Consider the following 25,371-nt stretch of genomic DNA (forward strand, 5'->3'; position numbering starts at 1 on the left):
ATACACACATCAATCAAAGGAGATGTCCATTTTGAAGCTAAGTGTACTAGACCAGTCACCGATTGCAGAAGGAATGAGCCCGCAGGAGGCTTTAAATAATACAGTAGAATTAGCGAAACATACAGAAAGATTAGGGTTTGAACGGTTCTGGGTATCAGAGCATCATGATTCAACGAGCCTTGCCGGTTCATCACCGGAAGTGCTGATTGCGCATCTTGCACAGAATACGTCAAGAATTCGTGTGGGTTCCGGCGGAGTTATGCTTCCCCATTACTCTTCCTATAAAGTTGCGGAGAATTTCCGTTTGCTTGAAGGGTTGAATCCGAATCGGATCGATTTAGGTTTGGGAAGGGCTCCCGGTGGCATGCCGATGGCGACGATGGCCCTGCATGACGGAAAACCGCGGGATGTGAATCGTTACCCGGAACAAATCGATGATCTTCTCGGTTATCTGACGGATTCCCTGCCTGATGCCCATCCATACCAGGGACTCACGGCAGCACCGATGATCCAAACTATGCCGGAAGTGTGGATGCTTGGGTCAAGTCCATCCAGTGCCATGCTTGCCGCGCAAAAAGGACTGCCTTATACATTTGCCCAGTTCATCAATGGGGAAGGCGGACCACAATATACGCAAGCCTACCGGAATAACTTTGTACCTTCTGAATACTTGAAGGAACCGAAGAACATCGTAGCCGTTTTTGCCATCTGTGCCGAAACGGATGAAGAAGCGGAAAGGGTCGCATCAAGCATCGATTTATCGATCCTGATGATCGAGCAGGGAATGCGCTCGAACGGAACCCCGAGCCCTGAGAAAGCGGCAACGTATCAGTACACCCCATTCGAAGCCATGAGAGTGCGGGAAAACCGCAAGCGCATGGTGGTCGGGAATCCGAAGAAAGTGAAAGACAAACTCCTTGCGCTAAGCGAACAGTACCAGACAGATGAAATCATGCTTGTAAGCATCACATACGACTTCAAGGATAAACTCAAATCATTCGAACTGATCGCAAACGAATTATTATAAAAAAAGAGGGACGGACCTCCGCGGAGGTCCGTCCCTATCTTTATCTTTTCTCAAGCGCCACGATAAACGGCGGGTTATTAAGCTGGTTCATGAACTGGTATCTCAGGACATGCACGTAGTTTTGGTCCAATCGCTCTACGTAGCGGAGGATATAGTCCCGTTCAACCGCGCCTTCAGGATGTCCGTGATAAATGACAAGGACGAGGATTCCTTCAGGAGCCATCATTTCGAGAATTTGATTTAACGCGAGTATCGTCGTTTTCGGACGAGTGACGATATCCTTGTCACCACCGGGCAAATACCCAAGATTGAAGACGGCTCCCGTCACTTTCCCGTAATGCAATGGCGGGATGACGTTCATGACGGTCTCATGTCCCTGATGGAACAGGGTCACCCGGTCGGCGAGATCGTGGGTGATCAGTTGTTCCCTTGTATTATGGATGGCTTCTTCCTGGATATCAAAACCGTATACCCGGCCATTTTCCCCCACCAGTCGAGCTAGGAACAGGGTGTCATGTCCATTCCCAAGCGTCGCGTCTATCGTGATATCCCCGGGTTTCACCGCCCTTTCCAGAAGCTCTCTCGCGAAAGGTAGTATTCGATCTAATTTCATGCTTTCACATCCATTTTATAATATTTTCCCTGCCAGCTGTCCCGGCGTTTCAATTCATCATCAATGGCGTTCAGTACGCTCCATTTATTCACGCTCCACATCGGTCCGATCATCAAGTCGATAGGTCCGTCCCCTGTGATGCGATGAACGATCATTTCAGGAGGGATGACTTCCAGTTGGTCACAAACGAGTTTCACGTATTGATCAAAGTCCATGAACTCCACGAGACCTTTTTCATATTGCTTGACCATGGGGGTTCCCTTCAGTAAGTGCAGAAGATGGATCTTGATTCCCTGGACGTCAAGCTTTGCCACTTCAAGTGCTGTTTCCATCATCATTTCCTCATTTTCCTGGGGAAGTCCGTTAATAATATGGGTACATACACGGATCCCGTGCTTACGCAATTTATGGACACCTTCGATATAACACTGATAATCATGAGCCCGGTTGATCAGGGCCGCCGTTTTTTCATGGACGGTTTGCAGCCCGAGCTCAACCCATAAATATGTTCTCTCATTCAATTCAGCCAAATATTCGACGACGTCGTCAGGAAGGCAATCAGGGCGTGTAGCGATGGAAAGGCCTACGACTCCATCCTGATTTAGAACGGATTCGTATTTTTTCCTCAGGACGTCAACGGGTGCATGGGTATTCGTGAACGCCTGGAAATACGCCATGTACTTTCCGTCTTTCCACTTTTTATGCATTCTTCCTTTGATGTCATTGAATTGTTTCTCTAAGGAGTCGACCCTGCTTCCGGCAAAGTCCCCCGAGCCTGCCGCGCTGCAAAAGGTACAGCCGCCGTGTGCAACCGTGCCATCCCTGTTCGGGCAATCGAACCCGCCGTCGAGGGCAACTTTAAACACCTTATGTCCGAAATGGTTTCGGAGGTGGTAATTCCATGTGTGATATCGTTTTAAATCTGTGGCATATGGAAATGGGTTTGTCCCGATGACAAACACCTCCTAAATTTCAAGTGATATAGCGGTATGTATGACGCTAAAGAGATTTTATCATGAACAAGGGGACAAATGTATCCTGCGAATGGAAATAGGCGAAGATTACCACTTCTGAAACGGGCAAACAAGTTCAAACTAAGATGGAGGAGAGTAAGGATAGGACCTTCCTCTTCTTGATTCCAACCATCAAGGAGGTAGTCGAAATGGCAACAAGGAATTCGATGGATGAATGCATTCAGAAGTGCGAAGATGCCATTCGTTACGCTCAACAACAATATAAAGCAGGGACACAGCAGGAGCATTATCATGATGTGGAATACACACAGGCCATGCAGCAGCTTGAAGAAGCGGTCAACGACGTGGCTCACATGGCGAACAATGCAAACTCCCAGCAGCGTGAACAACTGCATCGCATGAGACTTCAACTTCAAGCCTTGCAGAATGAAATGATTTTGCTGGATCATGATCCGAATGTAGTGGGAGGTAAATTACATTGAGTACACGCTCTGATCAAAACAACCCTGAACAAAAGACCCGCAGTGATTTCCGTAAATTGGATACAGAATTCGGTGCTGAAAACAATCCTGTCAAAGAAGCCAAAAAGCGCTACGAAAAACAGGGTCAGCCTGTCAAATCCAATCATCATAACGGGAAATAAAACGTCCCCGGCCAGGTGCTCATAAGGAGTGCCTGGTCTTTTTTATAATATGAAAAAATAATTCTTGCCCCCTTCCCGGAAAAGGAGTAAAATCCTTTTGGGACTCGAAATAAAAGAGTGGAAAGGGGGCAGAATGATGCCCAAATCATTATGGTTACTTGTCATTGGAATGATGGTGAATGTGACGGGAGCCTCTTTTTTATGGCCGCTTAATACGATTTACCTTCATGAAAATTTAGGGAAGTCATTGTCTGTAGCGGGAATTGTGCTGATGATGAATGCAGGCGCGAGTGTGATCGGGAATCTGATTGGAGGGACGTTATTCGATCGTTTTGGCGGTTATCGTTCCATCCTGTTGGGAATTTCAATCACATTATCCGCTTTGATCGGAATGAATATATGGCACGGCTTTTCATACTATGTTGTCTTCCTGACCGTTGTCGGATTCGGTTCAGGAATCGTATTTCCTTCCATGTACGCCATGGCAGGTTCAGTGTGGCCGGAAGGCGGACGGAAAGCATTCAATTCCGTCTATGTCGCCCAGAATATTGGGGTGGCCGTCGGAGCTGCATTGGGCGGATTCGTCGCCTCATTCTCCTTTAACTATATATTTATGGCTAATCTGAGTATGTATATCGTCTTTTTCTTCATCGCCTTCTTCGGATACCGGAACATTTCGGTTGCGGGTCATCACACGTCGGTGTTGAATGAATCAAAGGTGATAAGGGACAAATCGAAGCTGAAGGCCCTGCTCTTCATATGTGTGGCCTATCTTTTATGCTGGATGGGGTACGTGCAATGGCAGTCCACCATCGCCACCTATACGCAGGAAATCAATATATCCCTGAAACAGTACAGCTTATTGTGGACCATCAACGGAGCGTTGATTGTTCTTGCGCAGCCGATCTTGTCCAAAGCGATCAAGCGTTTTGAAAACAATTTAAAACTCCAAATCATGATCGGGACCATCATTTTCATGATTTCGTTCGGTGTCGCGTCGATTGCCGATCAATTTCAGTGGTTTGCCATTGCCATGATCATCCTGACGGTCGGCGAAATGCTCATTTGGCCGGCGGTCCCGACAATAGCCAACTCACTTGCTCCAAAGGGCAGGGAAGGATTTTACCAGGGGATCGTTAACAGTACGGCAACTGGTGGAAGAATGATCGGTCCGTTTATCGGTGGTGTGCTGGTGGATGTTTTCAGCATGCAGGTGCTCTTCATGACGCTGATCGCGTTTTTCGCTGTATCATTATTGATTACCAGTCAATATGACCGTCCATTGAAAAAGAAAAGCGCCGTGACAGTATCCGTACAACAATGAAGAAACCCCCAATGAGTAAATCATTGGGGGTTTCTTCATATAAAAAGGGCTCCCATTTCCTATGGAAGCCCACTTGCAAAAAATTGAGGCGGATAATCAGCAAACGCCACATCGTTTGTTGTCACTAGGACGTGATCACCGACTTACACAATTCAGCTCATCGCTATAATAGAATAGCATAGGACTTGAAAGAAAACAAGACTATTTTATAAATATAATCTTTAACCGAAGATTATATTGTGCTTTTATAAGTAATGATAGCCGTTTCTAGGAAGCATTGCTATAGAGAAATAGGAATGAATACAGTGCAGAATGGTTTCTAACTCATTTTTTGAGCCAATATTTTATCAGAGGACCCTTATCGCCAAATACTGGGTCTGATGATGGAAGGGGAACGTTTTTGATTTCAATTAACACACTGGGACGTTCACGTAATGAACCCTTTTTTACATTATAACTGTCTCCGTCAGGATAGGCACCGGCGACTCTAAAGTCGGGACTTGCTGTCAACTTCTTATGGCCGGTCCCGGCTGGCAGGACCATCACATCACCTTGATGAACCCTCACTTCTTCGCCCTTTTCCCCGCCTAATTGGACTTTTGCCTCACCCTGCATGACACCCAATACTTCATGGGCGTTGCTGTGATAATGGTGATAATCATAAATACCGTTTGTCCAGCTGTTCAACCAGTGATTCTGATTGAAGATCTCTTCGGCTTCATTTGCCTGATCAAGGGCGTTCCGGTAGATGAGTACGGGCAGGTCCGGGTTATTCGGGATGATTCCATCGTCATCGAAATAAAATATTTTCAGTTCTGCGATTTTCATCCTTTCATTCCTCCATTCATTGTTAAGAAGATTCCCTAATACGACGGGCATTAAACCGAATCCCGACTGGCAATTGAAATTATTGACAAGTCGGAATTGTTTTCAAAAAACGCATGATAGGATGTGCTACTATAGAAGTATATATTCTCTTGCAAAACAGCGGAGGCGATGGAAAATGAGCAGTTTATTGAAAAAGGTATCCGTTGACATGATTGAAATCATTCTTGAGAACGCTTTCGAATGGTTGGTTGTCGTCGATGACGAAGGAATCATTATTTATATAAACGACAATTACTGTCACTTCCTTGAGGTTGAACGGAATCAAGCGATAGGATCACATGTAACGAATGTGATTGAAAACACGAGGATGCACATAGTGGCAGAGAGCGGGAAAGAAGAGGTGGCAGATCTTCAATATATTAAAGGAAATTACATGATCGCCAACCGAATCCCGATTCAAGTGGACGGGAGGGTGATCGGTGCCTTCGGATCCGTCATTTTCCGTGATACGAGTGAATGGATGCAAATGAGTTCACATGTGAAAAACATGATGTCAAAGATCCAAAGTTACATACAGGACATCAATACCGGGGTGAAATACTCGCTCAATGATATCATAGGGGAATCAGCAGGTATGAATGAATTGAAGGACAAAGCTCAAATGATCGCCCCGAGTGATATTTCTATCCTGATCAGAGGGGAGAGTGGAACGGGTAAGGAGCTGTTCGCGCACAGCATCCATCAGCTGAGTGAAAGAAGTGGACAGCCTTTCATTAAAGTGAACTGTGCCGCGATCCCTGAGCAGCTCTTGGAGTCGGAGCTCTTTGGTTACGAAGAAGGAGCATTCACCGGGGCCAAAAAGGGCGGAAAGAAAGGGAAATTCCAGCTCGCCCATAAGGGGACATTATTCCTTGATGAAATCGGTGATATGCCTCTTAATATGCAGGCGAAGCTTCTCAGGGTATTACAGGAAGGGGAGGTCGAGGCAGTCGGTTCAACACGGGTACAGAATGTGGACGTGAGGATCATTGCCGCCACGAACCGGCCACTGGAGAAAATGATGGAAGAAAAGAGATTCCGGAGCGATCTGTATTACCGGATCAATGTCATCCCGTTCCAAATCCCTCCACTGCGTGAGCGGAAAGACGATATTGAAACCCTCGCATCCTTTTTCCTGGAGAAATCCACTAAATCCTCGGGAAAACGCATCAAGGATTTCGATCAAGAGGTGATGCGGATTTTTCTTTCCTACAGCTGGCCGGGTAATCTCCGTGAATTGGAAAATGTCATTCACGCTTCCACCTATCTGACGAATGGAAGCACCATTTCCCTTCAGTCATTGCCGACTTATATGAAGTCGGGTAATGTATTTGGAGTGGGATCAAAAACGCTGAAAGAAATCCTGGAAGAAACGGAAAAGTCCGTTCTCACTCAAAGTCTGCAAGCCCAGCCAGATAAGCGAAAGGCTGCAGAATCGCTTGGGATCAGTAAATCCAGTATGTATGAAAAATTAAATAAGTATGGTCTTCTATAAACTCATGAGATAGTCCGGAAATGTGGAAAAAAGTCCGCTTTTCCGGACTATCTTGTTTTTAAGAGAAATGGTGAACATTTCGAGACCGATGGAAGAATTTGTCCAGGATTCCGGACTAGGAAAAATTATGGGAGGATGTTAATAGTAATCTGAAAGTTGGCACAATTATTGCATGATGACTAAGTGAACATATTTTTGGGAAAGGGGAGCGTACGCAGCAAGATAAAAATGTAAGCGTCATCATCTTTAGAGAACAAAGGGGGAAATATCATGTTAAGCATGATCGGTCTGATTGGAGGACTCATTTTATTAATCTTTTTAACGATGAGGGGCATGAACATCCTGATCGTTGGACCCATCTCGGCATTATTTGTCGCCGTGCTGAGCGGGATGCCGCTTTTTCCGCAACTGGCGGGAGAAGGCGAAGCAGATCTTGTCACGAACTATATGTCAGGCTTCACAAGCTTTGTCGCTGCCTGGTACTTGATGTTCTTACTGGGAGCCGTGTTCGGGAAAGTGATGGAGGATAGCGGTGCCGCAGACAGCGTCTCCCGTTTTGTAGTAGAAAAATTGGGGATGAAATACGCTGTATTCGCTATCGTACTTGCCTGTGCGGTTTTGACGTACGGGGGAGTCAGCCTGTTCGTTGTCGCATTCTCGGTTTATCCTATGGCGGTGAGTCTGTTTAAACAAGCGGACCTTCCACGCCGTTTCATTCCGGCGGCACTGGCGTTCGGTTCGGTCACGTTTACGATGACCTCAGCCGGTTCACCGGAGATCCAGAACTGGATCCCCATCGAATATTTAGGGACAACGCCCTATGCAGGCTGGGAAGTCAGCTTGATCGTTGCCGTATTCATGGCGGTGTTTGGGTACTGGTGGTTAAAGCGCATGATCACAAAGGCTGTGAGAAAGGGAGAGAAATTCCACGCCCGTGAAGAAGATCCGGTAATTGATGAAGGCAGACCGTTACCAAACCCGTTCATGGGATTAATCCCATTATTGGTCGTCCTCATCCTGGCGTTTTCATTCCACGATTCTTTAAAACAATCGGCTCTGATCATCGCCTTGCTCGGCGGGGTCATTTCCGCGTATTTATTGAATCGTAAGTATTTCAAAGGCTTCTGGGGAGCGGTTTCCGAGGGGACGGTCGGAGCGTTGATCGCCATCGGGAACACGGCGGCCGTTGTCGGTTTCGGCGGGGTGGCCAAAGCGGTTCCTGCCTTCACTACAGCAGTCGATGTCATGACGAATATTCCTGGTTCACCATTGATCGGTGGAGCCATCGCCGTCAGTGTCATCGCCGGTATGACAGGTTCGGCGTCGGGTGGTCAGGCAATTGCCCTGCCGATCCTTGCACCGCACTACGTCGATATGGGAGTGAACCCAGAAGCCCTTCACCGGGTAGTGGCGATATCTTCAGGAGCACTGGACTCACTGCCGCATAATGGATACGTCGTGACGACGATCCGCTCGATCTGTAATGAATCACATGGAGAAGCGTATGGTGCTGTCGGAGCATTGACGGTCATCGTTCCTCTTATCGGGTTGGCGCTGGCGATTGTATTATTCAGCTTGGGAGTGGGGATTTAAGAACATGGTAGAAAATAAAGTGGTATTCATAACAGGGGCGGCCCAGGGCATCGGCTACCAGATCGGCAGGGAATTTGCCGCTGCTGGAGCGAAAGTCGTCCTGACGGATCTGAAGGAAGAAGCTGTTGGGGAAGCTTCAGAATCTCTTAAAGCAGAAGGTTATGAGGTTCTCGGATTGGGCTGTGACGTAACATCTGAATCAGAATTAAAAGAAGCGATCGGGAAAACGGTGGAACATTTCGGAAAGCTCGATGTCCTGATCAACAATGCAGGGCTTCAGCATGTATCACATATCGAAGAATTTCCGACTGAAAAGTTCGAGCTGCTTTTAAAAGTCATGCTGACGGCCCCATTTGTCGCCATTAAGCATGCTCTTCCCCACATGAAGGCTCAGGGGTCGGGGCGGATCATCAATATGGCGTCCATTAATGGATTGGTCGGATTCTCGGGCAAGGCCGCCTATAATTCTGCGAAACACGGAGTCATCGGTTTGACGAAAGTCGCGGCACTGGAAACAGCGGAGCATGGCATCACCGTGAATGCGGTATGTCCGGGCTACGTGGATACGCCTCTCGTCCGGAATCAACTGGCGGATCTCGCGAAGACGCGAAACGTCCCTTTTGAGAGAGTGATTGAAGAAGTCATCTATCCTTTGGTGCCTCAGAGAAGGCTCCTGGACGTAAAAGAAATTGCCGACTATACGATATTCCTGTGCAGTGATGCCGCAAAAGGGATCACCGGGCAGGCAGTCGTACTGGACGGCGGGTATACGGTTCAATAGATTGGTGGAGAGAGATGGTTCTTAAAGGGGCCGTTTCTTTTTTTTATCCACAAACCAACAATAGGCTTGCGCTTCTGTATATTTTTCACTAAAATAGTGAATACATATAGTGTTTACTTATATTGAAACGTTGATCGGGAGTAGTAATGAGAGTTTTCTGTCGTAGAGAGTTGACGGGTGGTGAAAGTCAACCAGAAGCATCATGAACTCGCCTGCTGAGTTGCAAGTGTGAATTAACAGTAAGACTTGCCGTTTTCCGCGTTAAGGATGAATGAAGCTGAGTGCGCGTACACTAATGTGGGTGGTACCGCGGGAGAATGTACATACAGACTCTCGTCCCAAATATTTATTTGGGATGAGGGTTTTTTTGTTTTTTATGAAAATTAAAGGAGGATCTCAATATGAGTTTTAATCATAAAAGTGTTGAGACGAAATGGCAGCAGTATTGGGAACAGAATAAAACGTTCAAGGCAACGGAAGACGAAGGAAAATCCAATTTCTATGCGCTGGATATGTTCCCGTATCCATCAGGTGCAGGTCTTCACGTTGGACATCCGGAAGGGTTTACGGCGACTGACATCCTTTCCCGCATGAAGCGTATGCAGGGGTACAATGTCCTTCATCCGATGGGCTGGGATGCATTCGGTTTACCGGCTGAGCAGTATGCCCTTGATACAGGGAATGATCCGGCAGAATTCACTCAAAAAAATATTGATACATTCCGCCGTCAAATCAAATCACTTGGTTTCTCATATGACTGGGACCGTGAAGTCAATACGACGGATCCCGGCTACTACAAGTGGACGCAATGGATCTTTACCAAGCTTTATGAAAAAGGATTAGCCTATGTGGATGAGGTTGCCGTGAACTGGTGTCCGGCACTTGGAACGGTCCTTGCCAATGAAGAAGTCATCGACGGAAAGAGCGAACGCGGTGGTCATCCCGTAGAGCGCCGTCCGATGAAGCAGTGGATGCTGAAGATCACGGCTTATGCAGATCGTCTTGTTGAAGACCTTGAAGAGGTTGACTGGCCGGAAAGCATTAAAGATATGCAGCGTAACTGGATCGGACGCTCTGAAGGGGCAGAAGTGAATTTTGCCATTAACGGTCATGACAAATCATTCGATGTGTTCACGACCCGTCCGGATACGATCTTTGGTGCGACCTACGCAGTGCTTGCTCCTGAGCATCCATTTGTAACCGAAATCACGACAGACGAACAGCGCTCGAAAGTAGATGAGTACATCGATAAGATCAAGTCGAAAAGTGATCTTGAGCGTACAGATCTGGCAAAAGAAAAGACGGGTGTTTTCACAGGAGCTTATGCGATCAACCCTGCTAACGGCGAGAAAATGCCGATCTGGATCGCCGATTACGTCCTGATGAGCTACGGTTCCGGTGCGATCATGGCGGTTCCTGCCCATGACGAACGGGATTATGAGTTTGCGAAAGAATTCGATCTTCCTATCGTAGAAGTTGTCGCTGGTGGAAACGTTGAAAAAGAGGCGTACACAGGTGACGGAGATCACGTGAATTCCGATTTCCTTAATGGACTTGGTAAGGAAGAAGCGATTGCGAAAGCCATTTCCTGGTTGGAAGAGAAAAATATCGGAACGAAGAAAATTACGTACCGCCTACGCGACTGGTTATTCAGCCGTCAGCGTTACTGGGGTGAGCCGATTCCCGTCATTCATTGGGAAGACGGCACGACAACGACGGTTCCTGAAAGTGAGCTGCCGCTTGTCCTTCCGAAGACGACTGAAATCAAGCCGTCCGGAACAGGTGAATCTCCGCTTGCAAACATCAGTGAATGGGTGAACGTCGAGGATCCTGAAACAGGCAAAAAAGGACGTCGTGAAACAAATACGATGCCGCAGTGGGCAGGAAGCTGCTGGTACTACATCCGTTATATCGATCCACATAACGAAGAGGCCCTTGCCGATGCGAAGAAAATGCAGGAATGGCTGCCGGTGGATACGTATATCGGAGGAGCCGAGCATGCGGTCCTTCACTTACTGTACGCACGTTTCTGGCATAAGTTCCTATATGATATCGGGGTAGTGCCGACAAAAGAGCCGTTCCAGAAACTGTTTAACCAAGGAATGATCCTTGGGGAAAACAATGAAAAAATGAGTAAATCAAAAGGGAACGTCGTGAATCCGGATGAGGTTGTGGAATCTCACGGAGCCGATACCCTTCGCCTATATGAAATGTTCATGGGGCCACTGGAGGCATCCATTGCCTGGAGCACGAACGGACTTGACGGAGCGCGCCGTTTCCTTGACCGCGTATGGCGCCTGCTTGTCGAGGAGGACGGTACCATTTCTTCTAAAGTGAAGGATGCACCGAACCCTGACCTTGATAAGACGTATAACCAAACCGTCAAGAAAGTGACAGAGGATTATGAAGGTCTTCGTTTCAACACAGGGATTTCACAGCTGATGGTATTCATCAATGATGCCTACAAAGCGGATACGCTTCCGAAGAAGTATGTAGAAGGATTCATCAAGCTTCTGTCACCGATTGCACCTCATATGACAGAGGAACTTTGGAGCAAGCTTGGTTACGAAGGAACGATTTCCTACGAAGCATGGCCGACATTCGATGAATCGAAGCTAGTGGATAATGAAGTCGAAATCGTCCTTCAAGTGAACGGAAAAGTGAAAGCCAAAGTCATGATCCCACGCGACATGACAAAAGACGACCTAGAAAAAACAGCCATGGAAAACGATGAAATCAAAACACAAATCGATGGAAAAACCATCCGCAAAGTCATCGCCGTACCAGGCAAACTAGTCAACATCGTAGCAAACTAATAAGGGGGAGGGACGGACCTCGAAATGGGCTTGATTTTAAGCGGGAATCGCTTTAAACCGGCATTTCGATGAGGTCCGTCCCTCTTTTTGGTCCAGCTTTTGGATCTGATGTTTTTGTTCTGGGGACGTGCTTTGGTATAATCTTGGTGAATGATTAAATGAATGATTAAATGAATGTTGAAAGGATGTTGAAAATGGATAGTATTAAGACGATTACAACGGATGAGCTGGAGAAGAAGTTGAAGAATGGTGAAGATCTGCTACTAGTGGATGTTCGTGAGGATGAAGAAGTGGAAGAGGGCATGATTCCTGGAGCGAAGCATATCAAGATGGGTGAAATCCCTGAGTCACTTGATCAATTCGATAAGGACAAGGAATATATTTTTATCTGCCGTTCAGGAAACCGCAGCGGAAATGTTGCCCACTACATGCATGAGCAAGGGTATAAAGTGGTGAACATGGAAGGCGGCATGATGAACTGGGCTGGGGAAACTGCAGCGAAGAAATAATGGTAGTTGAGTGGGAAGCACATCCTTTTTATTAAGAGGGGTGTGCTCTTTTCGTATGTTCACACTCTCCGTCCAAAAAATCCCCTCTCTATCGTTTGAAAATATAATATTCTGACAATACTAATACCAAAACAATCCGGGAGGGGATTCCATGATCCAGGTAAAGGTATTCGATTATGAGCATGAAAAAGATTTAGAGAAGGATATGAACCATTTTCTCAGCAAGATGGATGATAAAAAGATCGTGGATATTAAATATCATGTGGCTGCGATGTCCGAGGAAGTGGAGGACCAGATCTATTGCTTCTCTGCCATGGTCGTGTACAGAAAATAAAAAGGTTGATCGCTCAGGATATGAGGATCAACCTTTCTTTTTGACATTAAACCTTTGCTGCATTCAACCCGGCAAGCCGACCGGTCACCAGGGCAGAGGTGATATTGTATCCGCCTGTGTAACCATGGATATCAAGCACTTCCCCGCAGAAGAAGAGGCCATCCATCTTTTTCGAAGCCATCGTTTTAGGTTCGATTTCTTTGATGGAAACCCCGCCTCCCGTTACAAAGGCTTTATCAATGGATAGTGTGCCGTTCACATTGAAGGTGAATTGTTTTAAGAGCTTGGCAAAATGACGGACCTTTTCTGAGGAGATGTGATCCCCTTTTTCATCATGATCGATTTCTGCACGGTCAAGTAGAAAGAGAAGATATCGCTCAGGGACCAGGCCTTTAAAAATATTTTTCGCCGCTTTCTTTCCATCTTCCTTCACCTGCTTATGCAGGGATTGGAATAGCTGCTCTTCATTTTGATCGGGCATGGAGTCGATCTGCATGGCCACGTGTGTCAGGTTCCATTTCTTCATGGCCTTTACGACGTATTGGCTGCAGCGGAGAACAGCCGGGCCGGAAATACCGAGGTGAGTGAAGATCATGTCCATCTTATGGGTGACGATCTTTTTCCCTTTCGGATTCAAAACGCTTAAATCGACGCTGCGCAAAGAAAGGCCCTGCAGCTCTTTCTTTTTCACAAATGGCTCGTCCGACGTAAGGGGAACTTCTGTCGGAAACAGGTCCGTGATCGTATGCCCGGCTTTCGTCGCCCATGGATACCCGTCCCCAGTCGAACCGGTGTGAGGGACGGACTTGCCGCCGACCGCGATCACGACAGCGTTTGCGGTGATGGTTTCCCCGTCTTTCAAGAGGATGCCCGCCGTTTTGCCATTTTCGTACAGAACTTCTTCGACGCTGGTACTTGTCCGGGTGTCGACCTTCAGTTCCTTCATGCGCCCGAGCAAAGCTTCGACTACATCCATGGCCCTGTTCGATACAGGGAACATCCGTCCGTGATCTTCTTCTTTCAACTGAATCCCCAAGTTTTCAAAGAAGGAAATGATATCTTCATTATTAAACTCTGAAAATGCACTGTATAGAAAACGCCCGTTCCCGGGGATATGCTTGATGATTTCCTCTACAGGAAGCCGGTTGGTCACGTTGCAGCGGCCGCCTCCTGAAATGGCAAGCTTTCTGCCAAGCTTTGTTCCTTTATCTACAAGAAGGACTTTCGCGCCGTTTTCCCCGGCTGCGATACTGGCCATTAAGCCCGATGGTCCTCCGCCTATGATGATGACATCGTATTTTTTTACCATTTTTCCCACCAACTTTTAATATTCGCTTCAGAAATGAAGTTTCACCTTATTTTAAATGGGATGGGTTTTAAATACAACATTCGAAAAAAATTGTCATTCGAATCGTACAGTAGTAAACTACTGATAGTGTGAAAATTTCTTAGTTCGAATTTATTTTGTTTGTGTAACGGGCAACAAGATATATAGAGAGGGATACTATGTCATCTAAATTAATTAGAGGAACGTTTATCTTAACGTTAGGGACCTTTATTTCGAAGTTTTTGGGTCTTTTTTATGTTATACCGTTCGATGATTTGTTAAAAGGTCATGAAGAAGGGGCATCCCTTTATCAATATGGATATGTACCTTATACGATCTTTCTGACAGTAGCGACTGCAGGAGTGCCACTGGCCGTTTCAAAATTCGTTTCAAAATATAATGCCATCGGGGAATATGCCGTAGGGCGGAAATTGTTTAAATCCGGGCTCGTCCTCATGACGCTGACTGGTGTCGTATCATTCCTCATCATGTATGCATTTGCACCGATCTTCGCAGAAATGACGATCAAAAGCGATGAGCAGGTCATTTCCGTTGCTCAGGTGACCACCGTCATCCGGGCCGTGAGCTTTGCCTTGATCATCATTCCGTTCATGAGTTTGATCCGCGGATTCTTCCAGGGTCATCAATCCATGGGGCCGACAGCGGTTTCCCAGGTGATTGAACAGATCGTCCGGATCGTCTTCCTCCTTGGCGGGATTTATGTCGTATTGAACATTCTGGATGGGACCGTGACAACGGCCATTTCCGTTGCGACATTCGCTGCTTTCGTAGGGGGGCTTGCGAGTCTTGGAGCATTGATCTGGTATTGGTTCAAGCGGAAACCTCATTTGGATGAACTTCTTGAAGAGGACCGGGGGAACGAAGAGATTTCGTTAAAAGCGATGTACAAAGAAATCATTGCCTATTCGATTCCCTTCATTTTTGTGGGACTCGCCAATCCATTGTTTCAATTGGTGGATCAGATCACCTTCAATACCGCCATGGCGGATATCGGGAACGCGAAGGTCTCGGACCACGCTTTTGCCGTATTGAACTTCTACACGCATAAGCTCGTGATCATTCCGGTGTCACTGGCGACAGCTTTCTCCATGACGCTGATTCCGCTGATTACGACATCGTATACGAGCGGTGACCGGAAGACGATGCGCAGGAACATTGACCAGACCTTTCAGATTCTGTTGTTTCTGACCGTGCCGGCAGCACTCGGACTGGCCCTTTTGGCTGAACCGATGTATACGTTGTTCTATCACAGCGATGCCCTCGGAACCTCGATTTTACGTTCTTATGCACCTGTTGCGATCCTGTTTGCACTATTTGCGGTCACTGCAGCGATTCTTCAAGGGATCGATGAGCAGAAATTCACGATTTTCAGCCTGCTGGTCGGCCTGCTTCTGAAGCTGGTCCTGAATATCCCGCTCATTCGCCTTTTTGAAACACAGGGTGCCGTGCTTGCGACGACGATCGGATATGTAGTGGCGATTCTGATCAATCTCTATGTGATTAAAAAGTATGCACGATATCAGTTCAGGTTGATTTTGAGAAGGACCATGTTCATCGGCGCTTTGAATGCCGTCATGGCCGGAGTCGTATTGGTACTGTATGCTGTCCTGGTTAAATTCCTTAGTCCGGAGACAGGATTCCAATCGATCATCCTTGTAGCCATCTGCGGCGGAGTGGGAGCACTCGTTTACTTCTATCTGAGCTTAAGAAGCAAACTCGCGGACAAATTGTTCGGTGACAAGATTTCGAAAATCCGCAGTAAACTGCGCATCGGGTAAAAGAAAAAGGGATGAGGCATGATCATCCCTTTTTTATTTTGACTAAAGCTGCTTACCTTCAGCAGCCTGTGTGAAGAATAATAGAAGGAAGGGTACATGCCCGTTGGAGAACGACCTTAAAAGGATTATTTAATGGAGGGTGATTGACTTGAGAATAGATAAAATGCTTGCGAATATGGGCTACGGCAGCCGGAAGGAAGTAAAGAAACTATTAAAGGATGGCGGACTTCAGGTGAATGGGGAAGTCATCAAGGATGGAAAGGTCCATATTGATACTGAAAAGGATACCGTCATGCTGTACGGTGAACAGGTCGAGTATAAGGAATTCATCTACCTGCTGATGAATAAGCCGCCGGGAGTCATTTCCGCCACTGAAGACGGACAGGATGAAACGGTGATTGATTTACTTCAGCTCGAAGATCAAATCTTCAATCCGTTCCCAGTGGGAAGACTGGATAAGGATACGGAAGGCTTCCTTCTGATCACGAACGACGGTCAATTATCCCACCAGCTTCTTTCACCGAAGCGCCATGTGCCGAAGACGTATTTTGCCGTGATCGACGGAGAAGTGACCGAAGCCGATGTGGAAGCGTTCAAAGATGGTGTCACCTTGGATGATGGATATGAAACGAAGCCTGGGGATTTAACGATCTTAAAGTCGGGTCTGACTTCGGATATCGAATTGACGATTACGGAAGGAAAATTCCATCAGGTGAAAAGGATGTTTGAAAGTGTCGGGAAGCGCGTGGTCTATCTGAAGCGTTTGACCATGGGACCCCTTAAGCTTGATGAAGACCTGGAGCTTGGTGAGTACCGTGAACTGACGGAAGAGGAAGTAACGCTTTTGAAAGAATATAAACCCCAATAAAAAAACGGGGCAGCACCCTTCGCTAAAGGTGCTGTCCCGTTTTTTTGTTATTTAAGTCATTTTAGTCCGATATTAGTTCTTGTAAGTTCAGTCTGTAGCCGTCAATGTTTGTTTTATGACGTCAACTTCACTTTCTTCTCTGTTGTTGTCCACTGTCCCCGGCTCGGGCTTTGGACGAGGTCGTTATAAGCTAACACGTTGAGATCTCTTTGTATAGTGCGAGGAGTAATGCCAAATTCGTCTACAAGATCTTGAGTTGTTACAGTACCCTTCTGTTTGATGTACATGTATACAGCTTTGATTCTAGTGAGCATACGATTGGTTGAAGGTTTCAAAAAACCACTCCCTCATCATTTTTCCAAAAAGGCAAAGACTACATGCGTCATGTGTGCACCTCACGTGCTACCGTATGTACTATGCGCTTTAGACAACCCCTTTTCTACAAATAGAGTTAACTCATAAGATGTCAGACAATTACATTGTACTCCTAATCCGACAAAATTTCTAGAATATTGTCCAAATTTACAAACAATTTACCTAGTAACTTGTTGGGTGTATTCCTAGAATATGAAGAAAATGCTAAAATTATGTATTTTTTCTTTAGTCCTCCATATGATCGTCCTGCAGGTGAGGACTGAGTTGATTTTGGTCGATCGTCCCTGTTTGGATTTCACCGTCAAACAGTATAAAATGGGAGGGGAAGACAATACATATAAAGCAGGTGGTAGGTATGAGTATCAATTGGACGAATGAAGTGGAGAAGCGGAAAGATGATTTGCTTAAAGACTTGCAGAAATTCCTTCAGATCAAGAGTGTGCTGGATGAAGAGGGTGCGACTGAAGAAGCGCCGCTCGGAAAAGGTGTGAAGGAAGCTCTGTCTTATCTGTTGACTCTGGGTGAAAAAGACGGATTCACTCCTAAAAACGTCGATCACCTTGCCGGGCATTTGGAATTCGGCGAAGGGAAGGATCTTCTCGGCATTCTTTGCCACGTGGATGTCGTTCCTGAAGGGGACGGATGGAGCGTCGACCCATATGGCGGTGAGATCAAGGACGGAAAGATCTTTGCCCGTGGAGCGATCGATGATAAGGGACCGACCATGGCCGCTTATTATGCTATGAAAATTATCAAGGACCTGGACCCTACCTTCAATAAGAGGATCCGCATGATCATCGGTACCGATGAAGAAAGCGATTGGAGATGCGTAGAGCACTATTTCAAAAACGAGGAAATGCCGACGATCGGATTTGCTCCTGATGCGGATTTCCCGATCATTCATGCTGAAAAAGGGATCGCGGATTATGATCTGGTACAGGTGAAGCCAGAGCAGGTGACTGAATCAGGGATCAAGGTCCTTTCCTTCGAATCCGGCCGCCGGTATAACATGGTACCTGACTTTGCAAAAGCCATCCTGGTTGTGGATGAGGATCATACGAAATGGGTGCAGAACTTTGAAATCTTCACGAAGGATGAAGGGGTCAAAGGAAGCTATTATATCGAAAATGGAGAGCTCGTGTTCCAGGTGGAAGGCGTGTCTTCACACGGCATGGAGCCTGACAATGGGAAAAATGCAGGTCTTTATTTAGCCGCTTTCTTATCAAAGCTGCCACTTTCCTCTCAAGGGAAACAGTTCTTTGAATTCACGGCGAAGCATTTCTTCAAGGATTCAAGGGGAATCCAGCTCGGTGTCAGCTATACGGACGACATTACGGGAGATCTGACCATCAATGTCGGGAAGCTCCGCTACTCGGAAGCTGAAGGCGGAAGACTGGGCTTGAACATGCGTTATCCGGTGACGTTTGATATGGATAAAGGAAAGGGTATCATCGAGAACATTGAGGGGTATTCCATCGAGAATTTCTCAGATAGCAAACCTCATCATGTTTCCAAAGATGATGAACTCGTACAGACCCTGAAAAAGGTATATGAAGATCAGACGGGCGAAAGAGGCGAGTTATTGAGTATCGGTGGAGGAACATATGCAAGAAGTCTCGAAGCCGGCGTAGCCTTCGGGGCATTATTCCCGGGCCGTGAAGATATTGCCCATCAAAAGGATGAATACATGTATATCGAGGATCTCCTTAAAGCGACGGCCATTTATGCCCAGGCGATTTATGAATTAGCGTGTGAATCATAGGAGAGAGAAGGGGGAGAGGGTAGGATGAACACAGTATTTGTAAACGGGGAACTGATCGATCGTGACAAGGCGAAGGTCGATATCGAGGACCGTGGTTATCAATTTGGGGACGGCATTTATGAAGTGATCCGAGTGTATGACGGAAACACATTCACCATGAAGGAGCATATGGAAAGACTGTATCAAAGCGCTGAAAAAATGAAGCTTTCCATCCCGTATGAAGAAGCGGATTTCACATCTAAACTCCTTCATTTGATTGACATCAATGGCGTCAGGGACGGAATCGTATATCTACAGGTGACACGTGGGGTATCAGCACGTCAGCATCATTTTCCTTCAGAAGATATAGTGGGAAGTGTCGTCGCGTATACGAAGGACTTCCCTGTTCCGGCTCACCAAATGGAGCAGGGTGTGACAGCCAAGCTCGTGGAAGATATCAGGTGGCTGCGCTGTGACATTAAGAGTCTTAATCTCCTTGGTAACCTTCTGGCAAAACAGGAGGCGGCGTCAGAAGGGCACTTCGAAGCAATTCTGCATCGCGGCGGCACGGTAACCGAAGGCTCCTCTTCCAATGCCTTTATGGTGAAAAACGGGGTCATCTATACGCATCCCGTGACAAACCTGATCCTGAATGGGATCACAAGAAGAGTCATTGAAAATCTATGCAGTAAAAATGGGATCTCTTTTCAAGAAGAGACGTTTTCCGTTTCTGAATTGATGGCAGCAGATGAAGTATTCATTGCCAGTACCACTTCAGAAGTGATGCCTGTGGTCGCAATCGATGGACAGGTAATTGGAGAAGGAACACCAGGTGCTGTCACGAAAAGGCTTCAGTCGCTGTTCAATGAAAGAAAAGGGATGGAAGTCCGTTAAACCAGTTTTGGAGGCAATGCATGTTGATTTGTTCACAACCATTTATGAAGACCGAACGAAGAATAGAAGATAACCAGCAATTCACGGTAGAGACGGAGGAGCACCTTTATTTGTACAGTGACCGGATCGTCACACCTACGAAAAGCTTCACCATCAGTGATGTGATGGATGTGACGAGTAAGCCCCTGTCCGCTTACTATACGTTTTTGTATCTTCACACCATCGAAGGGGTCTGGACGTTCGTCGTCAAATCTTCTCCAGAACAATTCATCTCACATTATCATCGCGTTAAATGAACATAAGAAAGAGGCTGCCCGTTGATGGGGCAGCCTCTTGTCGTCTAATTAAAATCTGAATAAGTCACTTGATAGATAACGTTCTCCCGTATCGCAGGCGATGCAGACGACGACATCTTCAGGTGATAGCTTTTTCGCCACTTCGATCGCAGCGTAACAGGCGGCCCCTGATGATGGTCCGACTAAGATTCCTTCTTCGCTTGCCATTCGGCGGGCGATGTCATAGGCCTGTTCGTCTTCGATTTTATGAATTTCATCATACACATCCGTATTCAGGATGTCGGGAACGAAGCCTGGACTTGTACCGACCAATTTATGCTTTCCTGGTTTCCCTCCGGATAGGACCGGTGATCCCGCCGGCTCCACTACATGGACAGCAAGCTCGGGGTAATGCTCCTTGAGGACCTCACCTGTTCCAGTGATCGTTCCCCCTGTACCCGCCGTTGCGACAAATGCAGAAAGCGGCTTGCCGATTTGCTTCATGGCCTCAACAATCTCAAGGGCCGTTGTTTTCCGGTGGGCATCCGGATTCGCATCGTTTTCAAACTGCATGGGCATGAAGCTGTTAGGGATTTGCTCTGTCAGTTCTTTCGCTTTTTCGATGGCACCGGGCATTTTGTCATCCCCTGGTGTCAATACCACTTCTGCTCCATAGGCCTTCAGGAGGTTGATACGTTCTTGAGTCATCGTATCCGGCATCACAAGGATTGCACGATAGCCCCGAGCCGCTGCATTCATGGCAAGGCCGATCCCCGTGTTTCCACTGGTAGGCTCGATGATGGTTGAACCTTCTTTTAAGAAGCCTTCTTTTTCCGCTTCCACGATCATTTGATAGGCGGCTCTGTCCTTGACGCTTTTACTCGGATTGTAGAATTCCAATTTTACATATACATCCGCGCCGTCAGCAGGGTTTAACCGATTTAATTTTACAAGGGGGGTGTCCCCGATCAATTCTGCGATATTTTGTACAACTTTCATGTGCATCTTCCTTTCAGAAAACTTTCTTCTTCTATCGTACTAATTCAGACAAATCTTATCAAATAAATTAGCTTTGTATTTCATTTTTGTTGCATTTCCTTCTAGTCATTCTCTCTCATGACACATTTTGCTAAAATGAAAGTAATAACTGAAAGGACGAATGATATGTTGAAATCCCACTATTTCTTTGCTCTTTCCCTGCCAGAGGGCACGAAAGAATATATAAATTCATGCATGGAGCCAATGAGGCTTGAGGGCTCGTTCAAGAAATGGGTCCACCCGGAGGATTTTCACCTGACTCTGGCCTTTTTGGGGAGTGCGGAGGAACTCGGGCCGGTCATGGATAAAGTGGGGATGTTGAGGTATCCTTCTTTTCCGTTGACCTTGAGCAGGTTTGGTACGTTTGGTAATGGTGATTCCCCGAGGATCCTGTGGATGGGGGTCGAGCCTTCCAACATGCTGCACCGTCTCAGGGACCTTGTATATGGTGCAAGTGAAGAAGCGGGCTTTCAATTGGATCAGAGACCATTTTCACCGCATATCACAGTGGGGCGGAAATGGAATGAGGAATATCCCTTTACCCAAGAGTGGCTCAATGGATTCCGGCCTGCAGAGTGTCATACGTTTACAGCAACAGAAGTGGTATTATATCAAACCCACATGGACCGGCTCCCTAAGTATGAAGCCATCCACACCATACCTTTACAGGCAAATTGACCGACACGAAAGGACCGATTCTTATGGCACAGCTGATTAAACTTCAAGATTACGTTTCACGATACGAAACGGATTTATATAGATATCCTTCCCAATTTGTCCGATTAAAAAAGCAGCAATGGGAAAAAATGAAACAACATTGGGAGAATGGAGATCTGCCAAAGCCATCACCACCAGTGCAGGAATGGGCTGACGAGGAGAAGAACTCCATGAAAGACAAGCTCTTTTCCCTTTTTAAGAAGAAAGAGGAGGAAGATGAAGAAGAAGTGATTCCGGAGCCCAGTGATGAAGACCTTCATTTGGACATGGATGCAGGTCAGGATATCCACTCGGAAGAGGAACTGAAGGCTTCCTTCTTGAACCTTGTATTTGATTTTCAGCTGAGATGGGCGAGTTCCACGATCACGGAGAAATCCTATGTGGATAACAGCTACCATTATGACGAACGATTACGGTATCTCCTGCAACGCTTCCCGGATAATATTTTTGTCATGTACAACCCCGTCCTGAAAATTAAAAATGCACCCGTCGAACTGGAAACGGTCCTGATCACCCCTACAGGCATATGGTGTTTGACCTTTCTCGAGTTTGAAGAGGGAACAGCCTATGTCGGTTCAGGGGAGCGGTTCTGGGTGAAAAAATGGGGGGATAGGGAAGAGAAGGTGTTAAATCCCCTTATCGGGTTGAAAAGGATGGAGAGAATCGTCCATCAGATCACCCGTCATGCCGGGGTGGAACTGCCCATTTACCAAGCCGTCATAAGCAGGAATGGGTACATAGATTATCCGCAATCCCCAGTCGGGATTCAGTTTTTGGACAAACGGATCCACCATGAATGGTTCCAGCAGCAACGTTCAAGCTCTTCACCGATCAAGAGTGTTCAGCTGAAAGCGGCTCAGGCCATTATGGAATATTGTCAAACGACATCCTTCAAGAGGCTGCAGTGGGAAGAAGCGGCGTCAGATGAGTAGATGTCGGTTTTGAGAAGACTCGTATAGGGTATATTCTTTCAAATAACGGTTGATTGACTACTTCATAAAAAACAGGCATATACCTTAATAAAGATTAAAGATAGGAAACCGTGAACAGCGGAGCAAATAGAAATGCAGTGAATACTATAAGGTAGCGGTCATTTTAACGAATGCAGTTCAAAAGATGGCAGAGAGTCGGAAAATGTTAAACAAAAGTGGGTGGCAGAAGTGTTAGTCATTAGCAGGCAGTATGACGCGTTTTTAGATACATTCAACGTAATTACCATGATCCTTCCATACGATTATCATGAAGGCAATTCGAATCACTTCACCCTGATCAAGGATGATGAAAAGATCGCTCTTCATATCGAAGAGAAGATCCCCCTGAATGATGCCATGAAATATGTGACGACCATTCAGAGTGAAAAGATCATCCTAGGCGACTCGTATGAAATCGTCGACGAACATGGGACAAAGACGGACCTTCAGATCGGGGCGGTCATACGGACCGAAGAATTTGATCAAAGGTATTATTACGATGGAAATGACCTCGGTGTGACGTATCAGGATGGATGCACCGTATTCAAGGTATGGGCCCCTACAGCGACAGAGGTTCGGTTAAAGCTTAAATCACCGGATGATGAGGAAATCCAATACCCGTATACGAGAATGGAAAACGGTGTATGGGAATGCCGGGTCGATACCGATATAGAAGGATATTTCTATTCAATCCTCCCGTGCATCAATCTCGTTTGGGATGAGTTGATCGACCCTTATGCCAAAGCAGTCTCATTGAATAGTGAATGGGGATGTGTCATCAATCCGGGGGAAAAGATTGCTCCCCTCGCCCCATTAGCCTCTCCGACGGATAGCGTGATTTACGAATTGAATATCAGGGATTTCTCTGCCCAGAAAGAGAGTGGGATGAAGTTTCGGGGGAAGTACAGTGCCTTTACGGAAAAAGGAACGAAGACACCGAAAGGATTTTCAAGCGGGATACAGTACTTGAAGGAGCTAGGTGTCACACATGTGGAGCTGCTTCCCGTGAACGACTTTGATGGTGTGACGGATAACCCTTCAGATACGAATTATAATTGGGGATACAATCCCTTATATTTCAATGCACCTGAAGGGAGCTACAGCTTAAAGCCTGAAGATCCATATGAGCGGATCAGGGAATTAAAAGCTGTGATCCAAAGCCTGCACGATGAGAACATCAGGGTCATTCAGGACGTGGTCTACAACCACGTGTTCGTCCGTGAACATTCCTCTTTTGAAAAACTCGTGCCCGGCTATTTTTTCCGACATGATGAAAATGGCTTACCGTCGAACGGGACGGGGGTAGGGAATGACTTTGCCTCAGAACGTCTCATGGCAAGGAAGTTCATTGTCGATTCGATTCTTTATTGGATAAAAGAATACGGTGTCGACGGTTTCCGTTTTGATTTGATGGGGATCCTGGACGTTAAGACGATGACCGTGATCCGTGAAGAAGTGGATAAAGTGTTACCTGGAGCCATTTTAATAGGAGAGGGCTGGGATCTGAATACGCCACTCCCTCCCCAGCAAAAAGCCAATCTTCGGAATGCCCATCATCTTCAGGGAATCGGACAATTCAATGATTGGTTCAGGGATACCATTAAAGGAAGTACATTTAATCTGTATGATAAAGGCTTTGCACTCGGTCACGGACACCTCGAACAGAAGGTGGAGCTGGTCCTCACCGGCAGCATCGGGATGAAGAGCGGGGAACGGGGACTCTTTAAAGAACCCGCTCAATCCGTCAACTATGTAGAGTCCCATGATAACCATACCTTGTGGGATAAAATGAAGGCATGCATGAATGAAGATGAAGAAACCCTTAAGGCCAGGCACAAATTAGCGACCACGATGGTGCTCTTGTCTCAAGGGATCCCGTTTCTCCATGCAGGGCAGGAATTCTTCAGAACGAAAAAGGGAATCGAGAACAGCTATAACTCACCCATAGAAATCAATCAGCTGGACTGGACGAGAAGAGAAGAATACGACGAGGTGGTCAGGTATGTGAAAGCCCTTATCCAGATACGGAAAAGTCACGGGGCCTTCCGGTTTCAAAAGGGTGATTTGATCCGTGAGCATGTAAAAGTGTCCCACAGCAAGGCGAATCTCGTAGATGTCACCTATCAGAATGTCCATCCATATGGACCTTGGGATGAGATCCTCATGGTCTTTCACTCGGATACAAAACCCTGTGAATATTCACTCGCTGAAGGAAAACAATGGATCTGTTTATCGGATGGCAATCAGGCAAGCGTAAGCGGTCTGTATGATGTGAAGGAGACTTCCCTCACCCTCCGGCCGGTGTCTTCCTATGTATTTGTAAGGTGACCATTCATTCCAGTGCTTGACGAAAACGCAAGATGACGATAAAATCGTAAACAGATGGCTAT

At 46.5% G+C, this 25,371-nt stretch carries 25 protein-coding genes and 1 other annotated feature; of the genes, 19 read left to right on the forward strand and 6 right to left on the reverse strand.

The window, feature by feature from the left end; genetic code table 11:
• The first annotated feature begins 22 nt into the window (after positions 1 to 22).
• Complete coding sequence (locus tag ATG71_RS08900; protein WP_098439277.1) at positions 23 to 1,027, forward strand: LLM class flavin-dependent oxidoreductase; 1,005 nt, start codon at positions 23 to 25, stop codon at positions 1,025 to 1,027.
• A gap of 40 nt (positions 1,028 to 1,067) precedes the next feature.
• On the opposite strand, the gene mnmM is transcribed toward ATG71_RS08900, so the two are convergent.
• Both mnmM and mnmL read right to left on the reverse strand, forming a co-directional pair.
• Entirely contained in the window at positions 1,068 to 1,640 is a 573-nt protein-coding gene (mnmM, locus tag ATG71_RS08905) for a tRNA 5-(aminomethyl)-2-thiouridylate-methyltransferase MnmM (protein WP_034765556.1), read from the reverse strand.
• The gene (gene mnmL / locus ATG71_RS08910) at positions 1,637 to 2,593 is read right to left on the reverse strand and encodes a tRNA modification radical SAM protein MnmL/YtqA (RefSeq protein ID WP_483295337.1); all 957 of its coding nucleotides are present in this window, start codon (positions 2,591 to 2,593) and stop codon (positions 1,637 to 1,639) included. The genes mnmM and mnmL overlap by 4 nt, the downstream gene beginning before the upstream one ends.
• A 209-nt stretch (positions 2,594 to 2,802) precedes the next feature.
• On the opposite strand from mnmL, the gene ATG71_RS08915 reads away from it, so the two are divergent.
• The 3 genes from ATG71_RS08915 to ATG71_RS08925 all read left to right on the forward strand — a co-directional run bounded on the left by ATG71_RS08915 (position 2,803) and on the right by ATG71_RS08925 (position 4,581).
• Positions 2,803 to 3,096 carry a YtzC family protein gene (locus tag ATG71_RS08915; RefSeq protein ID WP_098439279.1) on the forward strand — a complete coding sequence of 98 codons (294 nt, stop codon included), beginning with the start codon at positions 2,803 to 2,805 and terminating at the stop codon, positions 3,094 to 3,096.
• The gene (locus ATG71_RS08920) at positions 3,093 to 3,257 is read left to right on the forward strand and encodes a hypothetical protein (protein WP_060672924.1); all 165 of its coding nucleotides are present in this window, start codon (positions 3,093 to 3,095) and stop codon (positions 3,255 to 3,257) included. The genes ATG71_RS08915 and ATG71_RS08920 overlap by 4 nt, the downstream gene beginning before the upstream one ends.
• A gap of 136 nt (positions 3,258 to 3,393) precedes the next feature.
• Complete coding sequence (locus ATG71_RS08925) at positions 3,394 to 4,581, forward strand: MDR family MFS transporter (RefSeq protein WP_098439280.1); 1,188 nt, start codon at positions 3,394 to 3,396, stop codon at positions 4,579 to 4,581.
• A 324-nt stretch (positions 4,582 to 4,905) separates the two neighbouring features.
• Here ATG71_RS08925 and ATG71_RS08930 read toward each other — a convergent pair whose 3' ends face one another.
• On the reverse strand, positions 4,906 to 5,409 hold the full coding sequence (locus tag ATG71_RS08930) for a cupin domain-containing protein (protein WP_098439281.1): 504 nt from the start codon (positions 5,407 to 5,409) through the stop codon (positions 4,906 to 4,908).
• Positions 5,410 to 5,584: 175 nt separating this feature from the next.
• Between ATG71_RS08930 and ATG71_RS08935 the strand changes: the two genes are divergently transcribed.
• The 6 genes from ATG71_RS08935 to ATG71_RS08960 all read left to right on the forward strand — a co-directional run bounded on the left by ATG71_RS08935 (position 5,585) and on the right by ATG71_RS08960 (position 12,976).
• Positions 5,585 to 6,943, forward strand: coding sequence for a sigma-54 interaction domain-containing protein (locus tag ATG71_RS08935; RefSeq protein WP_098439282.1), 1,359 nt, complete (start codon positions 5,585 to 5,587; stop codon positions 6,941 to 6,943).
• A 270-nt stretch (positions 6,944 to 7,213) separates the two neighbouring features.
• Complete coding sequence (locus tag ATG71_RS08940) at positions 7,214 to 8,536, forward strand: GntP family permease (protein ID WP_098439283.1); 1,323 nt, start codon at positions 7,214 to 7,216, stop codon at positions 8,534 to 8,536.
• Between the two features lie 4 nt (positions 8,537 to 8,540).
• Complete coding sequence (locus ATG71_RS08945; RefSeq protein WP_098439284.1) at positions 8,541 to 9,317, forward strand: 3-hydroxybutyrate dehydrogenase; 777 nt, start codon at positions 8,541 to 8,543, stop codon at positions 9,315 to 9,317.
• Between the two features lie 121 nt (positions 9,318 to 9,438).
• Positions 9,439 to 9,661 (forward strand) — a binding site (T-box leader).
• A 57-nt stretch (positions 9,662 to 9,718) separates the two neighbouring features.
• Positions 9,719 to 12,133, forward strand: a complete 2,415-nt coding sequence (gene leuS / locus ATG71_RS08950) for a leucine--tRNA ligase (RefSeq protein ID WP_098439285.1) — start codon at positions 9,719 to 9,721, stop codon at positions 12,131 to 12,133.
• Positions 12,134 to 12,327: 194 nt separating this feature from the next.
• Positions 12,328 to 12,642, forward strand: coding sequence for a rhodanese-like domain-containing protein (locus tag ATG71_RS08955; RefSeq protein ID WP_098439286.1), 315 nt, complete (start codon positions 12,328 to 12,330; stop codon positions 12,640 to 12,642).
• A 151-nt stretch (positions 12,643 to 12,793) separates the two neighbouring features.
• Positions 12,794 to 12,976 carry a sporulation protein Cse60 gene (locus tag ATG71_RS08960; RefSeq protein ID WP_034765594.1) on the forward strand — a complete coding sequence of 61 codons (183 nt, stop codon included), beginning with the start codon at positions 12,794 to 12,796 and terminating at the stop codon, positions 12,974 to 12,976.
• Between the two features lie 46 nt (positions 12,977 to 13,022).
• Here the strand turns inward: ATG71_RS08960 and ATG71_RS08965 are convergent, their stop codons facing one another.
• A complete protein-coding gene (locus ATG71_RS08965) occupies positions 13,023 to 14,285 on the reverse strand; it encodes a BaiN/RdsA family NAD(P)/FAD-dependent oxidoreductase (RefSeq protein WP_098439287.1) in 1,263 nt (420 codons plus the stop codon).
• A gap of 197 nt (positions 14,286 to 14,482) precedes the next feature.
• On the opposite strand from ATG71_RS08965, the gene ATG71_RS08970 reads away from it, so the two are divergent.
• Together ATG71_RS08970 and ATG71_RS08975 are read left to right on the forward strand one after the other, a co-directional pair.
• Positions 14,483 to 16,102 carry a putative polysaccharide biosynthesis protein gene (locus ATG71_RS08970; protein ID WP_098439288.1) on the forward strand — a complete coding sequence of 540 codons (1,620 nt, stop codon included), beginning with the start codon at positions 14,483 to 14,485 and terminating at the stop codon, positions 16,100 to 16,102.
• 142 nt (positions 16,103 to 16,244) lie between these two features.
• Entirely contained in the window at positions 16,245 to 16,970 is a 726-nt protein-coding gene (locus ATG71_RS08975; protein ID WP_286163126.1) for a pseudouridine synthase, read from the forward strand.
• Positions 16,971 to 17,083: 113 nt separating this feature from the next.
• Here the strand turns inward: ATG71_RS08975 and ATG71_RS08980 are convergent, their stop codons facing one another.
• Positions 17,084 to 17,305, reverse strand: a complete 222-nt coding sequence (locus tag ATG71_RS08980) for a DeoR family transcriptional regulator (protein WP_034765604.1) — start codon at positions 17,303 to 17,305, stop codon at positions 17,084 to 17,086.
• A gap of 232 nt (positions 17,306 to 17,537) precedes the next feature.
• On the opposite strand from ATG71_RS08980, the gene ATG71_RS08985 reads away from it, so the two are divergent.
• From ATG71_RS08985 to ATG71_RS09000, 4 genes are read left to right on the forward strand one after another with little or no spacing between them, the layout of a single operon-like run.
• On the forward strand, positions 17,538 to 17,723 hold the full coding sequence (locus tag ATG71_RS08985) for a hypothetical protein (RefSeq protein WP_098439290.1): 186 nt from the start codon (positions 17,538 to 17,540) through the stop codon (positions 17,721 to 17,723).
• Positions 17,701 to 19,107, forward strand: coding sequence for a dipeptidase PepV (pepV, locus tag ATG71_RS08990; protein ID WP_098439291.1), 1,407 nt, complete (start codon positions 17,701 to 17,703; stop codon positions 19,105 to 19,107). Before ATG71_RS08985 ends, pepV begins: the two co-directional genes overlap by 23 nt.
• A 24-nt stretch (positions 19,108 to 19,131) precedes the next feature.
• Positions 19,132 to 19,980, forward strand: a complete 849-nt coding sequence (gene dat, locus ATG71_RS08995) for a D-amino-acid transaminase (RefSeq protein WP_098439292.1) — start codon at positions 19,132 to 19,134, stop codon at positions 19,978 to 19,980.
• Between the two features lie 20 nt (positions 19,981 to 20,000).
• Complete coding sequence (locus ATG71_RS09000) at positions 20,001 to 20,276, forward strand: hypothetical protein (protein ID WP_098439293.1); 276 nt, start codon at positions 20,001 to 20,003, stop codon at positions 20,274 to 20,276.
• Positions 20,277 to 20,324: 48 nt separating this feature from the next.
• Here the strand turns inward: ATG71_RS09000 and cysK are convergent, their stop codons facing one another.
• Positions 20,325 to 21,254: a cysteine synthase A gene (gene cysK, locus ATG71_RS09005; RefSeq protein WP_098439294.1), complete on the reverse strand. Its 930-nt coding sequence runs from the start codon at positions 21,252 to 21,254 to the stop codon at positions 20,325 to 20,327.
• A gap of 165 nt (positions 21,255 to 21,419) precedes the next feature.
• On the opposite strand from cysK, the gene thpR reads away from it, so the two are divergent.
• The 3 genes from thpR (at position 21,420) to pulA (ending at position 25,309) form a co-directional block, all read left to right on the forward strand.
• Positions 21,420 to 21,971: an RNA 2',3'-cyclic phosphodiesterase gene (gene thpR, locus ATG71_RS09010; protein ID WP_179886498.1), complete on the forward strand. Its 552-nt coding sequence runs from the start codon at positions 21,420 to 21,422 to the stop codon at positions 21,969 to 21,971.
• A gap of 23 nt (positions 21,972 to 21,994) precedes the next feature.
• Positions 21,995 to 22,942, forward strand: a complete 948-nt coding sequence (locus ATG71_RS09015) for a nuclease-related domain-containing protein (RefSeq protein WP_098439296.1) — start codon at positions 21,995 to 21,997, stop codon at positions 22,940 to 22,942.
• A 228-nt stretch (positions 22,943 to 23,170) separates the two neighbouring features.
• A complete protein-coding gene (gene pulA, locus ATG71_RS09020; RefSeq protein ID WP_098439297.1) occupies positions 23,171 to 25,309 on the forward strand; it encodes a type I pullulanase in 2,139 nt (712 codons plus the stop codon).
• The last annotated feature ends 62 nt before the right edge of the window (positions 25,310 to 25,371 follow it).

This window comes from Bacillus sp. es.034, from assembly GCF_002563655.1.
Lineage (GTDB): Bacteria > Bacillota > Bacilli > Bacillales > Bacillaceae_B > Rossellomorea.

Coding starts and splice junctions, on each gene's coding strand:
- mnmM (WP_034765556.1), bottom strand. CDS start 1,640: ATGAAATTAGATCGAATACTACCTTTCGCGAGAGAGCTTCTGGAAAGG.
- ATG71_RS08925 (WP_098439280.1), top strand. CDS start 3,394: ATGCCCAAATCATTATGGTTACTTGTCATTGGAATGATGGTGAATGTG.
- ATG71_RS09015 (WP_098439296.1), top strand. CDS start 21,995: ATGGCACAGCTGATTAAACTTCAAGATTACGTTTCACGATACGAAACG.
- ATG71_RS08960 (WP_034765594.1), top strand. CDS start 12,794: ATGATCCAGGTAAAGGTATTCGATTATGAGCATGAAAAAGATTTAGAG.
- ATG71_RS08915 (WP_098439279.1), top strand. CDS start 2,803: ATGGCAACAAGGAATTCGATGGATGAATGCATTCAGAAGTGCGAAGAT.
- ATG71_RS09000 (WP_098439293.1), top strand. CDS start 20,001: ATGTTGATTTGTTCACAACCATTTATGAAGACCGAACGAAGAATAGAA.
- ATG71_RS08970 (WP_098439288.1), top strand. CDS start 14,483: ATGTCATCTAAATTAATTAGAGGAACGTTTATCTTAACGTTAGGGACC.
- ATG71_RS08900 (WP_098439277.1), top strand. CDS start 23: ATGTCCATTTTGAAGCTAAGTGTACTAGACCAGTCACCGATTGCAGAA.
- ATG71_RS08930 (WP_098439281.1), bottom strand. CDS start 5,409: ATGAAAATCGCAGAACTGAAAATATTTTATTTCGATGACGATGGAATC.
- thpR (WP_179886498.1), top strand. CDS start 21,420: ATGTTGAAATCCCACTATTTCTTTGCTCTTTCCCTGCCAGAGGGCACG.
- ATG71_RS08935 (WP_098439282.1), top strand. CDS start 5,585: ATGAGCAGTTTATTGAAAAAGGTATCCGTTGACATGATTGAAATCATT.
- ATG71_RS08985 (WP_098439290.1), top strand. CDS start 17,538: ATGAAGAAAATGCTAAAATTATGTATTTTTTCTTTAGTCCTCCATATG.
- ATG71_RS08965 (WP_098439287.1), bottom strand. CDS start 14,285: ATGGTAAAAAAATACGATGTCATCATCATAGGCGGAGGACCATCGGGC.
- ATG71_RS08940 (WP_098439283.1), top strand. CDS start 7,214: ATGTTAAGCATGATCGGTCTGATTGGAGGACTCATTTTATTAATCTTT.
- dat (WP_098439292.1), top strand. CDS start 19,132: ATGAACACAGTATTTGTAAACGGGGAACTGATCGATCGTGACAAGGCG.
- ATG71_RS08945 (WP_098439284.1), top strand. CDS start 8,541: ATGGTAGAAAATAAAGTGGTATTCATAACAGGGGCGGCCCAGGGCATC.
- leuS (WP_098439285.1), top strand. CDS start 9,719: ATGAGTTTTAATCATAAAAGTGTTGAGACGAAATGGCAGCAGTATTGG.
- cysK (WP_098439294.1), bottom strand. CDS start 21,254: ATGAAAGTTGTACAAAATATCGCAGAATTGATCGGGGACACCCCCCTT.
- pepV (WP_098439291.1), top strand. CDS start 17,701: ATGAGTATCAATTGGACGAATGAAGTGGAGAAGCGGAAAGATGATTTG.
- ATG71_RS08955 (WP_098439286.1), top strand. CDS start 12,328: ATGGATAGTATTAAGACGATTACAACGGATGAGCTGGAGAAGAAGTTG.